This window comes from Flavobacterium sp. LC2016-12, from assembly GCF_015351595.1.
Classification (GTDB): Bacteria; Bacteroidota; Bacteroidia; order Flavobacteriales; family Flavobacteriaceae; genus Flavobacterium.
Window position 1 is genome coordinate 135241 of record NZ_JADKPT010000010.1, and the last position, 15111, is coordinate 150351.

Annotated in this window: 16 protein-coding genes; 14 read left to right on the plus strand and 2 right to left on the minus strand. The window is 33.3% G+C overall.

The features are described from left to right. Positions 1-87: 87 nt before the first annotated feature. From IRZ99_RS15895 to IRZ99_RS15930, 8 genes are all read left to right on the plus strand, one after another. Positions 88-1947: a glycoside hydrolase family 13 protein gene (locus tag IRZ99_RS15895; protein WP_194658199.1), complete on the plus strand. Its 1860-nt coding sequence runs from the start codon at positions 88-90 to the stop codon at positions 1945-1947. Positions 1948-2265: 318 nt separating this feature from the next. After that, positions 2266-3933 (plus strand): alpha-amylase family glycosyl hydrolase, encoded by a 1668-nt coding sequence (locus tag IRZ99_RS15900; protein WP_194658200.1) that lies wholly within the window; start codon positions 2266-2268, stop codon positions 3931-3933. A 174-nt stretch (positions 3934-4107) separates the two neighbouring features. After that, complete coding sequence (locus IRZ99_RS15905) at positions 4108-4785, plus strand: glycerophosphodiester phosphodiesterase family protein (protein ID WP_194658201.1); 678 nt, start codon at positions 4108-4110, stop codon at positions 4783-4785. Then, a complete protein-coding gene (locus IRZ99_RS15910) occupies positions 4782-5990 on the plus strand; it encodes an NAD(P)/FAD-dependent oxidoreductase (protein WP_194658202.1) in 1209 nt (402 codons plus the stop codon). The genes IRZ99_RS15905 and IRZ99_RS15910 overlap by 4 nt, the downstream gene beginning before the upstream one ends. 4 nt (positions 5991-5994) lie before the next feature. Next, a complete protein-coding gene (locus IRZ99_RS15915; RefSeq protein ID WP_194658203.1) occupies positions 5995-6642 on the plus strand; it encodes an HAD family hydrolase in 648 nt (215 codons plus the stop codon). Between the two features lie 155 nt (positions 6643-6797). Continuing rightward, positions 6798-7520 (plus strand): hypothetical protein, encoded by a 723-nt coding sequence (locus IRZ99_RS15920; RefSeq protein WP_194658204.1) that lies wholly within the window; start codon positions 6798-6800, stop codon positions 7518-7520. Then, the gene (locus IRZ99_RS15925) at positions 7521-8258 is read left to right on the plus strand and encodes a hypothetical protein (RefSeq protein ID WP_194658205.1); all 738 of its coding nucleotides are present in this window, start codon (positions 7521-7523) and stop codon (positions 8256-8258) included. Then, positions 8259-8990: a hypothetical protein gene (locus IRZ99_RS15930; protein WP_194658206.1), complete on the plus strand. Its 732-nt coding sequence runs from the start codon at positions 8259-8261 to the stop codon at positions 8988-8990. On the opposite strand, the gene IRZ99_RS15935 is transcribed toward IRZ99_RS15930, so the two are convergent. Together IRZ99_RS15935 and IRZ99_RS15940 are read right to left on the minus strand one after the other, a co-directional pair. Beyond that, on the minus strand, positions 8974-9966 hold the full coding sequence (locus IRZ99_RS15935) for a tetratricopeptide repeat protein (RefSeq protein ID WP_194658207.1): 993 nt from the start codon (positions 9964-9966) through the stop codon (positions 8974-8976). The genes IRZ99_RS15930 and IRZ99_RS15935 overlap by 17 nt on opposite strands. 51 nt (positions 9967-10017) lie before the next feature. After that, entirely contained in the window at positions 10018-10494 is a 477-nt protein-coding gene (locus tag IRZ99_RS15940) for a TspO/MBR family protein (RefSeq protein WP_194658208.1), read from the minus strand. Positions 10495-10637: 143 nt separating this feature from the next. Here IRZ99_RS15940 and IRZ99_RS15945 point away from each other — a divergent pair, with 143 nt between their 5' ends. The 6 genes from IRZ99_RS15945 (at position 10638) to IRZ99_RS15970 (ending at position 14919) form a co-directional block, all read left to right on the plus strand. Then, positions 10638-11741, plus strand: a complete 1104-nt coding sequence (locus IRZ99_RS15945; RefSeq protein WP_194658209.1) for a diphosphomevalonate/mevalonate 3,5-bisphosphate decarboxylase family protein — start codon at positions 10638-10640, stop codon at positions 11739-11741. 30 nt (positions 11742-11771) lie between these two features. Further along, positions 11772-11990 carry a hypothetical protein gene (locus IRZ99_RS15950; protein WP_194658210.1) on the plus strand — a complete coding sequence of 73 codons (219 nt, stop codon included), beginning with the start codon at positions 11772-11774 and terminating at the stop codon, positions 11988-11990. After that, positions 11990-12295, plus strand: a complete 306-nt coding sequence (locus IRZ99_RS15955) for a type II toxin-antitoxin system RelE/ParE family toxin (RefSeq protein ID WP_194658211.1) — start codon at positions 11990-11992, stop codon at positions 12293-12295. The genes IRZ99_RS15950 and IRZ99_RS15955 overlap by 1 nt, the downstream gene beginning before the upstream one ends. A gap of 2 nt (positions 12296-12297) precedes the next feature. Beyond that, positions 12298-13236 carry a mevalonate kinase gene (locus IRZ99_RS15960; protein ID WP_194658212.1) on the plus strand — a complete coding sequence of 313 codons (939 nt, stop codon included), beginning with the start codon at positions 12298-12300 and terminating at the stop codon, positions 13234-13236. Positions 13237-13308: 72 nt separating this feature from the next. Then, entirely contained in the window at positions 13309-13899 is a 591-nt protein-coding gene (locus IRZ99_RS15965; RefSeq protein ID WP_194658213.1) for a DUF502 domain-containing protein, read from the plus strand. Positions 13900-13962: 63 nt separating this feature from the next. Then, positions 13963-14919, plus strand: a complete 957-nt coding sequence (locus IRZ99_RS15970; protein ID WP_194658214.1) for a geranylgeranylglycerol-phosphate geranylgeranyltransferase — start codon at positions 13963-13965, stop codon at positions 14917-14919. Positions 14920-15111: the final 192 nt, after the last annotated feature.

Below are 15111 nucleotides of genomic sequence, written 5' to 3' on the forward strand. Positions count from 1 at the left end.
GTTTTGCAAAACCTTGTAGGTTTAAGCTTTTCTCAAACATACTTACAAGGTTTTAAGAACCTTGCAGGAAAACTAAAAACTTTAATTATGAGAATTCAAACCAACCACACATTCTACAAAATATTCCTTTTCATCCTAATATTTTCTGCTTCCGCGAAAGCGCAAATTCAGAAAGTAGAACCGCCATTTTGGTACGCGGGAATGAAAAATCCGGAGTTGCAGATTATGTTCTACGGAAAAAATATCGCGCAATATGAAGCTTCGGTTTCTAACAATGTGGCGATTAAAAATGTCGAAAAAACAGAAAATCCAAATTATCTTTTTGTTACGATTGACACACAAAACCTAAAAGCTTCAGAATTGGTTTTCTCTTTTAAAGCCAATAACAAAATTGCTTTTACTCAAAAATATTCCCTTAAAGAAAGAAGAGCGAATTCGGCTGACCGAAAAAGTTACGATTCTTCAGATTTGATTTACCTGATCATGCCGGATCGTTTTGCTAACGGAAATCCGAAAAATGACACCAATACTTCTTTAACTGAAAAAGGAAATCGCGCAGAACCTGCAGGACGTCACGGCGGAGATATCGAAGGAATTATTAAAAACTTAGATTATATTTCGTCTTTGGGTGCCACTACAATCTGGAACACGCCTTTATGCGAAGACAACGACAAACAGCATTCTTATCATGGATATGCGCAGTCTGATGTTTACAAAATAGATCCGCGTTATGGAACGAACGAAGATTACGTTCGTTTGTCATCAGAAATGCACAAAAAAAACATGAAACTGGTTATGGATTATGTTACGAATCACTGGGGAATTACCCACTGGATGATGAAAGACATGCCAACTAAAACCTGGTTCAATCAATTTGAAAACTTCACACAAACACATCACAGACGTGAGGTAATTACAGATATTCACGCTTCAAAAATAGATCAGGAAGTTTGTGTTGATGGATGGTTTGTACCGTCTATGCCAGACTTGAATTTAAGAAATCCGTTAGTAGCAAAATACCTAACTCAAAATGCAATCTGGTGGATTGAATATGCTAATCTTGATGGATTTAGAGTGGATACTTATAATTACTCTGACAAAACTGGAATGGCCAATTGGGCAAAAGCAATTACGAATGAATATCCTAATTTTAATATCGTTGGAGAAATCTGGATGCACAATCAGGCGAATTTAGCGTTTTGGCAAAAAGACAGTAAAATTGGTGCAATTGAAAACTACAATTCGAATTTACCAAGTGTAATGGATTTTACATTGCAAAGTCAGGTTACTTCTGCTTTCAACGAAGACGAACCAAGCTGGGACAACGGGTTGATTAAATTCTACAACAATTTTGCCATGGATTATTTATATCCAAACACAAATAACATTTTGGTTTTTGCCGAAAATCATGACACGGATCGTATGAATGATAAGTTTAAATACGATTTCCCGAAATACAAACTGGCGATGACTTTAATAGCAACCATTCGTGGTATCCCACAGGTTTATTACGGTTCAGAAATTGGAATGGGTGGCGACAAAGGCAAAGGCGATGCAGACATTCGGAGAGATTTTCCTGGCGGATGGGCGGGCGACAAAAACAACGCACTAACTGCAACAGGAAGAACAGCCGAGCAAGCACAATATTTTGATTTTACATCCAAATTATTCAATTGGAGAAAATCAAATGAAGCGATTCATACCGGGAAAATGACGCATTATATTCCGGAAAACAACACTTATGTTTATTTCAGATATAATGATACAAAAACGGTAATGGTTGTTTTCAATAACAACGCTAAAGCACAAACTATCAAAACAAATCGTTTTAAAGAAAACATCAAAAACTTTAAATCAGGAAAAGATGTTTTAACCGGAAAAACATTTGATTTAGCTACTGAAATTACATTAGAACCAAAATCAGCTTTGGTTTTAGAATTGGAATAAATATTTTATTTAAACACATAGAGACATAGTTTTTGATAGTCTAAAAAAAGGCATTTCACTTGCATCAAAACACATAGCTATGTGTAAATGATTTGTCATTTATTTATCCTTTTCGAAAGGAAGAAAATCTATGTTTCTATGTGTTTAAAATTATAGGTTACTATTTTCCGCCACGAATTCACGAATTTATATTTTTCATAGAGTATTAAAATAATTCGTGAATTCGTGGCTATTTTTTTTAATTAATACGGTTTACAACACAATGTCTATCGTAAAGACGCACTGCAGTGCGTCTCTACAACGTTAAATTTGAAATAAATGAAAAAATACACTTTCCTTTTTTTACCTTTAGTATTCTTAATCACGAGTTGTTCTGGCTCAAAATCAGTTTCAATGAATAACGAAAATACTTCGAAAACACCTTTCGTTTGGGAAGGAGCAAATGTTTACTTTTTACTTACCGATCGTTTTTATAATGGAAATACTGCCAACGATATAAATTTCAACCGAACCAAAACTCCCGCAAAACTGCGCGGATTTGAAGGCGGAGATATCATCGGAATTACAAAAAAAATCGAATCAGGATATTTTGAAAAACTGGGAATAAATGCTATTTGGCTTACGCCGATTGTAGAGCAAATTCACGATGGCGTTGATGAAGGAACGGGTTTGACTTATGGCTTTCACGGTTATTGGGCAAAAGACTGGACCGCTTTAGATCCGAATTTTGGAACTAAAGAAGATTTGGCAAAACTGGTTCAAAAAGCACATGAAAAAGGCATCAGAATTATTCTGGATGGTGTAATCAATCATACTGGTCCAGTAACTCCTGAAGATCCCGTTTGGCCTTCGGATTGGGTTAGAACCGGAGTCGTTTGCGACTACAAATCATTTGAAAATACAACTATGTGTACTTTAGTTGATAATCTTCCGGATGTAAGAACAGAAAGTACGCAGGAAGTTCAGCTCCCTCCATTTTTGATTGAAAAATGGAAAAAAGAAGGCCGTTATGAAAAAGAAATTGCCTCTTTGAATGAATTCTTCAAAAGAACCAACTATCCAAGAACACCAAAATATTACATCATAAAATGGCTGACAGATTATATCGTTGAATTCGGAATTGACGGTTACCGCGCCGATACCGTAAAACATACCAACGAAGACGTTTGGGCCGATTTTAAAAAGGAATGTGATTACGCTTTCGAAACCTGGAAAAAACATCATCCTTTACAAGTTTTAGATCAAAACCCGTTTTATACGATTGCCGAAGTTTACGGTTACGGAATCAGCGGTGGTCAGGATTATGATTTTGGAGATAGAAAAGTAAATTACTTCCAAAATGGTTTCAATAGCATGATTAATTTTGAATTCAAATGGAATGCTGGTCAAAACAATTATGAAGGTTTATTTTCTAAATATTCAAATTCATTAAACAATGAATTAAAAGGATATTCTGTTCTTAACTATATGTCTTCTCACGACGATGGCCAGCCTTTTGACGCCAACAGAACAAAAAGCATCGAAGCTGGTACAAAATTATTATTATCTCCCGGAATGTCGCAAGTTTATTACGGAGATGAGTCTGGAAGATCTTTAGTTGTGGAAGGTACAAACGGCGATGCAACGCTTCGTTCCAACATGAATTGGGATGATATTTTGAATAATCCCGAAACTAAAAAGACACTTTTACATTGGCAAAAATTAGGACAATTTAGAAGAAATCATCCTGCAATTGGCGCCGGAATTCATCAACAAATTAGTTCAGAACCTTATGTTTTTTCCAGAACTTTCTCAAAAGGAGCTTTCGAAGATAAAGTCGTAATTGGTTTGGATTTACCACAAGGCAAAAAAGAAATTTCGGTAAATGCTATTTTCGAAAACGGAACAAAATTAAGAGACACTTATTCGGATCAAAACGCCGAAGTTATTGATGGAAAAGTTACCATTGATAGTGATTTCGACATCGTTTTATTGGAACGTACTTAACCGCAAAGGCCGCAAAGCTTTACGCTAGGTTCGCAAAGTTTTTTGCCACAGATTAATGGATTAAATTGATTTTTCTAATCTTTTTAATCTGTGGAATCTGTGGCAAATTTTTTTACCTAATCCTTGCGACCTTTGCGTAAAACTTTGCGACCTTTGCGGTAAAACTTTCTAGACATGCTCAAGATTGCACATCGCGGTGCCAAAGGCTACGAACCCGAGAATACTTTACAAGCCTTTCAGAAAGCATTAGACTTAAATGCTGACGGAATCGAACTCGATGTTCACTTAAGCGTTGACGGGCACATAATCGTAATTCACGACGAAACGATCGACAAAATGACCAATGGAAAAGGTTTTGTAAATACCTTATCTTTGCCGGAGTTAAAATCGTTTTTGATTGCTGACAAGCATGAAATTCCAACTTTAAATGAAGTTTTTGATTTGGTAGACAAAAAATGCCTGATCAATATCGAATTGAAAAGTAAAGACGCACTGCAGTGCGTCTCTGCATTAATTGAAGAATATGTTTCAGAGAAAAATTGGAAATACGAGCATTTTATTGTTTCAAGTTTTGATTGGAGTGCTTTAAAAGATATTCATGATTTAAATCAAAATATCCCGATTGGCGTATTAACCGAAACGGATCTGAATTTAGCTTTGGCTTTCGCCGAAACCATAAAAGCAAAGGCCATTCATCCTTATTATCATTTATTGAATGAGGAAAACACTAAGGAAATTCAGGAAAAAGGATTTCTGGTTTTACCCTGGACAGTAAATATTGAGGAAGATATTCAAAAAATAAAAAATTTAAAAGTAAACGGAATCATCACTGATTTTCCAGATAAAATATGAGTCAAAATTTCGACATCCTAATTGTAGGCGGAGGCGCTGCAGGTTTTTTTACCGCTATTAATATTGCAGAGAAAAATCCGAAACTGAAAATTGCCATTTTAGAAAGAGGAAAAGAAGTACTTTCTAAAGTCCGCGTTTCCGGTGGCGGAAGATGCAACGTAACACACGCTTGTTTTGAACCGAATGAATTGGTCAAATTTTACCCGCGTGGCGAAAAAGAACTTCGTGGGCCTTTTCATCAGTTTTGTTCTGGAGATACAATTGAATGGTTCGAAAAACATGGTGTGGAACTAAAAATTGAAGATGACGGAAGAATGTTTCCCGTTTCTAATTCGTCTCAAACCATAATCGATTGTTTTTTAAAAGCAACCGAAAAATTAGGCATAAAAGTTTTGACAGGTCAAAGCGTTCAATCGATTTACAAAGCAGAAAATCATTGGAAAATTGATGCGCAAAGCGATAAATTTATTGCTGAAAAATTAGTTCTAGCGACAGGAAGTAATCCTAAAATTTGGGAAATGCTTCAAGAGAAAGGACATGCAATTATCAGCCCAGTCCCTTCCCTATTTACTTTCAATATCAAAGATCCACGCATTAAAGAATTACCCGGCGTTGCGGCACAAGTTACCGTTAATGTAAAAGATACTAAACTGGAATCCACCGGACCTTTATTAATTACGCATTGGGGAATGAGTGGTCCAGCGATTCTGAAACTTTCGGCCTGGGGAGCCCGTATTTTATTCGACAAGAATTATCAGTTTACTATTTTCGTCAATTGGTTAAATGATGTGGATGCAGAAGATGCCGCGAAAATGCTAAAAGACTTAAAACAGGAACATGCTAAAAAGGCCGTTTCAAAAAAATCTCCTTTCGACTTCCCGAACCGTTTATGGGAAAGTTTGGTTTTGGCTTCTGAAATTGACGCGGAAACAAAATGGGCCGATTTATCTAAAATACAATTACAAAATCTAGCTTCTCAACTCACAAAAGCAAAATTTCAGGTCAACGGAAAAAGCACTTTTAAAGAAGAATTCGTTACTGCCGGCGGAATTGATTTAAAAGAAATCAACTTTAAAACTATGGAAAGCAAATTGCATCAAAATCTTTATTTTGCAGGCGAAATTGTAAATATTGATGCTATAACAGGAGGTTTTAATTTTCAGAATGCCTGGACAAGTGGGTTTATTTTAGCCAATAATATTTAATAGAATGAAATACAAAGGAATTATTTTTGATTTAGACGGAACATTAGTCAACTCATTAGAAGACATTTCAGATGCCATGAATAATGTTCTTAACAGTCTAAATTATCCAACACATACTTACGATGCTTACCAGTATTTTATTGGAAGCGGGTTGCGAAATTTGGTTAGTAAAGCTTTGCCGGCATCAAACAATTCAGAAAATGAAATCGAAGTTTGCTTCGAAAATATGATTTCAGAATATCGTGAAATTTGCACGCTGAAAACAAAACCTTACGCAGGAATTGTTGAATTGCTGGATAATTTAGTTTCACGTGATATTAAATTAGCCGTTTTCTCAAATAAAGCAGATGAGCTAACGAAAAAGATAGCATCAGAAATATTCCCTGAATATTTTAATACTGCTGTTGGTTTAAGTACTGAAGCACTTAAAAAACCAAATCCGTTTGAAGCAATTGAAATAAGCAAAAACTGGAACTTACAAACAGAAGAAATCATTTTTATCGGTGATTCTGATATTGATATGCAAACAGCAACAAATGCCAAGATGTTTCCACTTGGCGTTTCATGGGGTTATCGCACGGAAGAGGAGCTGCTTGCCAGTGGTGCCAAATTGGTAATCAATAATCCTTCAGATTTAATTGAAATATTGTAAAAAGTTTGCAGTCGCAGTTTTCAGTCACAGACAATACAACTGAAAACTGAGACCGCGACTGAAAACTAAAAAACCGAATTAACAAGAATTTACAGATTCTGTAAGTTTTCGTTAAGACAATTCTAATAATTTTACTATCAACTAAATACCATTAGATGAAAGTAAAATTACTTACCACAATTTCTTTTTTCACTTACCAGCTTTCTATTTCTCAAACGGAAAAATTACTGCACGGAAAAGTTGTTTCTCAAAACAACATTATTAAAGGCGCTGACGTCATTAATAAAACAGCAAAGACAAGTACGACCACTAATGATTTGGGAGCGTTTTCAATTTCAGCAAACGTAAAAGACAGTTTATTTTTTATTTCTAACGATTATTTCATTTCAAAATTAAAAGTAACCTCTCAAAATATTGAAACCAGTGATCTGGTAATAAATATGATTCTTAAACCTGAAGAATTAAATGAAGTCGTGGTTTCAAATATAAAATTTAAACCGATCCAGCTTACAGCTAATGAAATTGAAGAAATTAAACTCAGTTCTGGCAGGCCAACAGGATTTGGAACAATCCAAAACGGAATGGACTTTGTCTACATTGGAAAAAAACTATACGCCCTCTTATCAAAAGAAAAACAAATCAAACCTAAAAGTCCTGAAATTGATTTTAAAAAACTCATTGGAATATCTGTCCCTCTTGATTTTTTCACAAAAGAACTTAATTTAAAACCTGAAGAAAAAGAGTTATTCCTTGAATTCTGCGATGCTGACCCAAGATCTAAAACACTTTTAGACCACAGTAATATTTTAACGACAATGGATTTTTTGTATGCTAAAAATGATGAGTTTAAGAAATTAAAAACGAAAAATAGTAATTAAATGAAAGTAAAATTACTTACCACAATTTCTTTTTTCACTTATCAGCTTTCTATTTCCCAAACAGAGAAACTACTTCACGGAAAAGTTGCTTCTCAAGAACTGGTACTTAAAAATATTGAAGTCATAAACAAAACTGCCCAAACTAGTACGAGAACAAATGAATTGGGAGAGTTTTCTATTTTAGCAAAAGAGCAGGACAGTTTATTGTTTTTTTCAAAGGATTACTTATTTACAAGATTGAAGCTAACTTTGAAAGATCTGGAAAAAAGCTATCTCATTGTTGAGATGAATCCGAAAGCCGAAGAGTTGGAGACTGTTGTAGTTTCAAGATCTGTTTTTAATAAAACTGAACTTAAAGAAATCGCCAATAATAGAGAAGAAGTAAACAAAATCAAAAATCGAAAGCAATTTGATGATGTTACTACAAAGGTTACTGTTTACGATGGTAAAATTAAAAATGCTCTCAATTTTAGTTACCCAATTTTTGACAAACCGAAGAAAAAAATTGAGCCTCATGATGACCTTTTCAAAAAACTAATAATCGCTTCTTGTCCACCTGAGTTTTTCCTTAAAAACTTAAATATTACCTCTCAAGAAAAAGAACTTTTTATAAAATTTTGCGATGCCGATCCGAAATCTAAAATACTTTTAGAACATCCTAATGTTTTGGCAACAATGGATTTTTTGTATGCTAAAAATGAGGAATTTAAGAAATTGGAAACGAAAAACCTTAATTAAATGAAAGCAAAATTACTTACCACAATTTCCTTTTTCACTTATCAGCTTTCCTTTTCTCAAACGGAAAAATTATTGCATGGAAAAGTTGTATCTCAAAATAATGTCCTAAAAAATGTGGAGGTTATCAATAAAACAACAAAAACAAGCACAACTACAAATGCTCGGGGAGAATTTTCTATTTTGGTAAACATCAAAGACAGTTTGATTTTCTTTTCTAAAGACTATTTCTTTTCAAGATTAAAAGTAACCTCCCAGAACATTGAAGTCAATAATCTGGTAGTTAGTATGGTCTTAAAACCCGAAGAACTGGATGAAGTTGTTATAACCAAAATTAAATTTCCAAAAATTGAGTATGATGCAGAAGCGTTTGCTGAAATAAATATTGACAAACAGGCCAGAGATTTAAAACGCTTTATTCCGGTTTATGATGGTACAATACAAAACGGAATGAATTTTGGTGCAATTGGTGGTGGGCTTTTTGGTTTATTAAAAAAGGATAAAGAAGAACCTAAAAAGAAAATCCCAGAAATGGATTTTAAAAAACTTATTGCAAATACAGTCCCTGAAACTTTCTTTACAAAAGACCTAAAATTAACTTCTGATGAAAAAGAGCTATTTCTTCAATTTTGTGATGCCGATCTAAAATCTAAAATGCTGTTAGAGCATCCAAATATTCTGGCAACAATGGATTTTTTGACTGCTAAAAACGATGAATTTAAGAAGCTGAAATAGATTTTTTCAAGTTTTTCCATTTTAAGAAAAAAACTATTGAGCAAACCAATAAAGCAAAAGAGAAAATGGAAATACCAATCAAAATATTAGTCAAATTATGATTTTTTCTTAATTCTCTTGCATTAATTGTATTTGTGTTTTGTTCTCTAAAAACTATTTTCTGCAAATCATCGGTGTTTTCTACCCAAAACTCATTCATCTTTTTATAATTGAGTACCAGCCTTTCGTAAAGTAAATCACTTTGAAATCCGTATTTTTTTGAAAGTTCATATACTTCAGCTGCACTTTGAGGATCATAGACTTGCATGGTTGCTATATTTCCTAACTCAAAAAGCAAAATCGAAATAATTTTATCTTTGGGTTTTATAAATGTAATCCTTTCATTTAACTGAAAGTATAAAGCATCTTTCAATTTTGCCAACGCTTCATCTCCCATATTCGTTTTTGGAATAATTTCAGATCCAAAATTAGTATTGATAAAAAATGCTCCAGATAAATTTTGCAATTTTTGAATTTTCGCTTCTAAAATTTTAAGATGAAGCCACTCAGATCCCTCATGAGATTCGGGATTAATTTTGATTGATTTCTTAATCCATTCATATGCTTTTTCATTTTCTCCCATCAATTCATAAAGAGTCCCTATATTTGATGCCGTAGAATATCTGTTTGGTTTTATTTTCTCGATGCTCAGATATAATGTTAAAGCTTCCTTATATTTTCCCTGAATAATTAAAACATAACCTTTATCAGACAAATAATCCACGTCGTTAGTCTTTTTATATCCTGCTTCAAGATCTAAAATTAAGCTCGAAAAATCTTTAATTTTAAATTGATGTCCGCGTGGAACATACTGATATGTGCGGTCCCGGTAAATTTCAATCTTATTCTTCAGCGTTTTAATTTCCCAGTTCAAACAAGCAAAACTCTTAAAGGAAACTAAAACCAAAACAACTAAAAAAGCCCTGAATTTATTCATAAAGTAAAATGTAATTGATTTAAACCTGAAACTAAAAAACCTGAAACTAAACTATTTATTCAACCACCAAATACTAGCATTCAAAACCGCTGCAAAAGCAACCCAAGCCATATATGGAATCAGTAAATAACCTGCAGTTTTATTAATTTTGATAAATTTTAAATACGTTTCATAAATCATCAGCCATAAAAGCGCAATTTCGATTAAAGCCAAAAGCGGATTTTTTAATCCGAAGAATAAATAAGACCAAATTGCATTCAGTGTTAACTGAATAATAAAGAAGAGAAGTGCTTTTTTTACAACTTCATTTTGTTCTTTGATTTTATCCCATACTAATCCGGCAGCGACCGCCATTAAAATATAAAGTAATGTCCACATTGGCATGAAAATCCAATTTGGCGGATTAAAAATTGGTTTTACAAGCGTTGGATACCAGCTTTCTACACTTGGCCTTGTTACTGTACTGGCAGAATATCCTACTGCTAAACAAACCAATAAAGCTATTGCAATTTTTATGTATTTATTCATTTTATTAAATTTTAAATCAAAAATAGTCAAAAGAAAAATTGTACGCTATTACAAGTTCATTTTAGAAAAGCAGATTTTAATTTTCTTATATTACTTATATGGTAAAAAAATTTAAAAACTATCTTTGCCAAAATTTATATTTCATGTTTACAGCAGCTGATTTTATTCCTAAAAAATATACTTCTACAATCGAAAACGGAAACTTTGAGTGGAGCGCTCCCAGCAATATTGCATTAGTAAAATATTGGGGGAAAAAAGACAATCAGATTCCGGCAAATCCTTCAGTGAGTTTTACTTTGAATAACTGTAAAACAATTACCAAATTAGGTTTCGAAAAAAGAGACATTTTGACTTCGCTCAATGTGACAAACGATACATTTTCATTTGATTTATTATTTGAAGGAAAACCAAAAGAAGATTTCAAACCGAAAATTCAAAAGTTTTTAGAGCGAATTGAAGTGTATCTTCCCTTTTTGAAAGATTATCATTTTACGATTGACACTCAAAATACTTTCCCTCATAGTTCAGGAATCGCTTCTTCGGCATCTGGAATGGCGGCTTTGGCAATGAATTTCATGAGTTTAGAAAAAGTGCTAAATCCGGAAATGACAGAAGATTATTTCTATCAAAAAGCTTCTTTTCTAGCGCGTTTAGGTTCTGGAAGTGCCTGCCGAAGTGTAAAAGGAAAAGTTGTAGTGTGGGGAAATCAGGCAAACATTGAAGGAAGTTCGGACTTGTTTGGGGTTGAATTTCCATATACGATTCATGAAAATTTCAAGAATTACCAGGATACGATTTTATTGGTTGATAAAGGTGAAAAACAGGTTTCAAGCACGGTTGGTCATGATTTAATGCACAATCATCCTTATGCAGAAAGACGTTTTGCGCAGGCACATGAAAATCTGGATCAGTTGATTGCCATTTTTGAAAATGGAAATCTGGAAGAATTCATTAAAGTTGTTGAAAGTGAAGCTTTGACTTTGCATGCGATGATGATGACCTCTATGCCGTATTTTATTTTGATGAAACCAAACACTTTGCAGATCATCAATGCGATCTGGAAATTTAGGAATGAAACCCAGATTCCGGTTTGTTTTACGCTTGATGCGGGTGCAAATGTGCATGTACTTTATCCCGAAAACGTTAGCGCTAAAGTATTACAATTTATTAAGGACGAATTAGTTGTATTTTGTCAGAATGGTCAGTACATTTGCGATCAAATTGGAGAAGGATCAATTGCATTATAATTTTCCGTATCTTTAATTAAAATTTTGATTATGGACATTCAATTAGAAAAACTCGAGGCAATGAATATGTTGAAAGAAACTAATGATCCTTCAATCATTATGGCTGTTGCAAAATTGCTAAGAAAAGAGAAAAAAGATTGGTGGGATGATTTGACTGATACCCAGAAAGAAGATGTTGCTCAAAGTGAATTAGAATTTGAAAGAGGAGAATTTACAAGCTTTGAAGATGTGATGAAAAAATACAGGTAGTGAATCTTAGAGTAAATATTTCAAAAACAGCTGAGAAAAATTTAGACGCTGTTTTAAATTTTATTGAAGCAAGATGGTCTAAAAAATCAAAAGAAATGTTTATTGTTAAATTTGAAAAAGCAATTTCAATAATTAGCATGAATCCTGAAATTTTTCCTAAATCATCAGTAAATAAAAAATATCGAAAATGTGTTATAACAAAACAATCAAGTCTCTTGTATAGTTTTGGTTCAAATGAAGTAAGAATTCATGCTATTTTCGACACAAGACAAGAACCAAATAAAATAAAGAAAGACATAAAATAAACATGAAAGGACCATTATTTTACTCAAAAATATTACTCTTCGGAGAATACGGAATCATTCGTGACTCTAAGGGACTTTCTATTCCTTATAATTTTTACAACGGCGCTTTAAAGAAATCTGAAGAACCTTCAGCAGAAGCTTTGGCATCAAACGCAAGTTTAAAACGATTCACATCTTACCTTGAAACTTTGCAAACAGAACAACCTGAATTGGTTGCTTTTGATTTGGCAGCTTTAAAAAATGATGTTGAAACTGGAATGTATTTTGATTCTAGTATTCCGCAAGGTTACGGCGTTGGAAGCAGTGGTGCACTTGTTGCTGCGATTTACGATAAATATGCTACACACAAAATAACAGTTTTAGAGAATTTAACTCGTGAAAAACTGTTACAATTGAAAAATATATTTTCTCAAATGGAGAGTTTTTTCCATGGAAAAAGCTCTGGTTTAGATCCTTTAAACAGTTATTTAAGCATTCCGATTTTAATCAATTCTAAAGATAATATTGAAGCAACCGGAATTCCAACTCAAAGTTTTGACGGAAAAGGCGCTGTGTTTTTATTAGATTCAGGAATTGTAGGCGAAACGGCTCCAATGGTAAACATTTTCATGGAAAACCTAAAAGACAAAGGTTTCCGTGCGATGCTTAAAAACCAATTCGTAAAACATACTGATGCTTGTGTAGAGAATTTTTTACACGGCGACATGAAATCTTTGTTTACTAATACCAAGAAACTTTCAAAAGTTGTTTTGAACAACTTCAAACCAATGATTCCGGAGCAATTTCACGGAATCTGGCAAAACGGAATTGACACAAACGATTATTATTTAAAACTTTGTGGTTCTGGTGGTGGTGGTTATATCCTTGGTTTTACACAAGATTTAGAGCGTGCTAAAGCTTCTTTAAAAGACTATAAACTAGAAGTAGTTTATCAGTTTTAAGTTTAATCTTCAAAAGCACTGATTTATCTGAATACATTTTCCTGAAATTTTACCCTAAAAAAGTTATTGAATATGAAAAGTATTTTAAAGATTATCAAAGCGACTTTTTTAGGAGGAGTTCTCTTTTTAGCCCCATTAATTTTATTATTGGTTCTTCTGGAGAAAGGATTTAGCATCATTCAAAAGATCACAAAACCAATAGTACATCAATTTCCGGACGTAAAGGTTTTAGGATTAGCAATTGAGGAAATTGTAGCCATTTTTATTATAGCTTTTATTTGTTTCACAGCTGGTTTAATTGCGAAAACTCAAGGAGCACAAAAACTGATACAAAAATTAGAAGACGGAATATTAAGTTTCGTTCCCGGCTACTCTTTCATGAAAAACATGAATGAAAGCATGTTAGGTTTTGAATCTAACGAAGATTTAAAAGTGATTCTGGTTCCCACCGATGCAGGTTTACAATTCGCCTTTTTAGTAGAAGAAATAAACGAAAACAGATTTGCTGTTTTTATTCCCGATGCTCCAAATCCGTGGAGTGGTTCCGTGGTTTTTGTAGAAAAAAAAGACATTACAGAAGTTGCTGTTTCTCAAAAAGAAGCGCTGGCTTGCATTCGAAAATTGGGTTACGGATCGGCAGCATTATTAAAAAACAAACTTTAATCATTCGGTTTCTCCATTAAAAAATCTTAAATTACACCTCAATCTAAAAACTTTAATCAAAAAATGTTAAGCAGACAGCACAAACTTTTAGTAATGAAAATTGTTAGTTTGTTCTCTGTAGTAAGAGGCTATAACATTCCGATTATTGTTTTAGCACAATATCTATCAGCAATTTTTATATTGGCTCCAGAAAAAAGAGCGTTAGATATTTTACTTGATTTCAATTTATTTTTGATTGTTTTTGCTTCGGCAATAACAATCGCTTCGGGTTATATTATCAATAATTTTTACGACAGCCAAAAAGATTTAATCAATCGACCAAACAAATCGATGCTCGATCGTTTGGTGAGTCAGAAAACAAAATTATCAGTTTATTTTACTTTGAATTTCGTTGCTGTTTTAATGGCCTTCATTGTTTCCTGGCGTGCTTTTTTATTCTTTTCCGCCTATATTTTCCTGATTTGGTTTTATTCACACAAAGTCAAAAAATATCCACTTGTTGGTAATTTGATGGCAGCGTTTTTGGCTGTTATTCCATTTTTCGCGATTCTGTTATATTTCTACAACAAGATTTCATTTGAGGAAATTGAAGATCATATGAGCCATTTTATGGTAATTTCAGCACATGCTGTTTTCTTGTTTTTATTGTTGCTGATTCGTGAAATGATAAAGGATTTAGAGAACCTTAAGGGCGACCTGGCCAACGATTACAGAACAATTCCGATACTTTATAACGAAACGGTTTCAAAACAAGTTATTACTGCTTTGACTATTTTGACCGTACTTCCGGTTTATGTTTTAATCAACATTTATGATGTTGGTTATATGGACATTTACTTTTATGTATGCTTTGGCGTTTTGTTGTTTTTCCTGCTTTATTTATGGAAATCAAATTCGAAGGAACAATATTTATTACTGCATAATGTTTTGAAATTCCTGATTGTATCGGGCGTTTTTTGCATTGTTTTGATTAATCCAAGTGTTTTGTGGCACGGGAAAGCTTTAATTTCAAAATTCTAGTTTAAGTTATTTCACAGAGATTCACGAAGATTTCGCAAAGATTCACAAAGCTCTTTTAAAAACTTTGCGAATCTCTGTGTGAACTCGGTGAATCTCTGTGGAATAACAACAATTCAAAGTGGCCAAAAAGTCTAAATACAACTCTCTCAAACCCCAAAAAACAATAGCTATTAATCTAAGAACAATGAACTT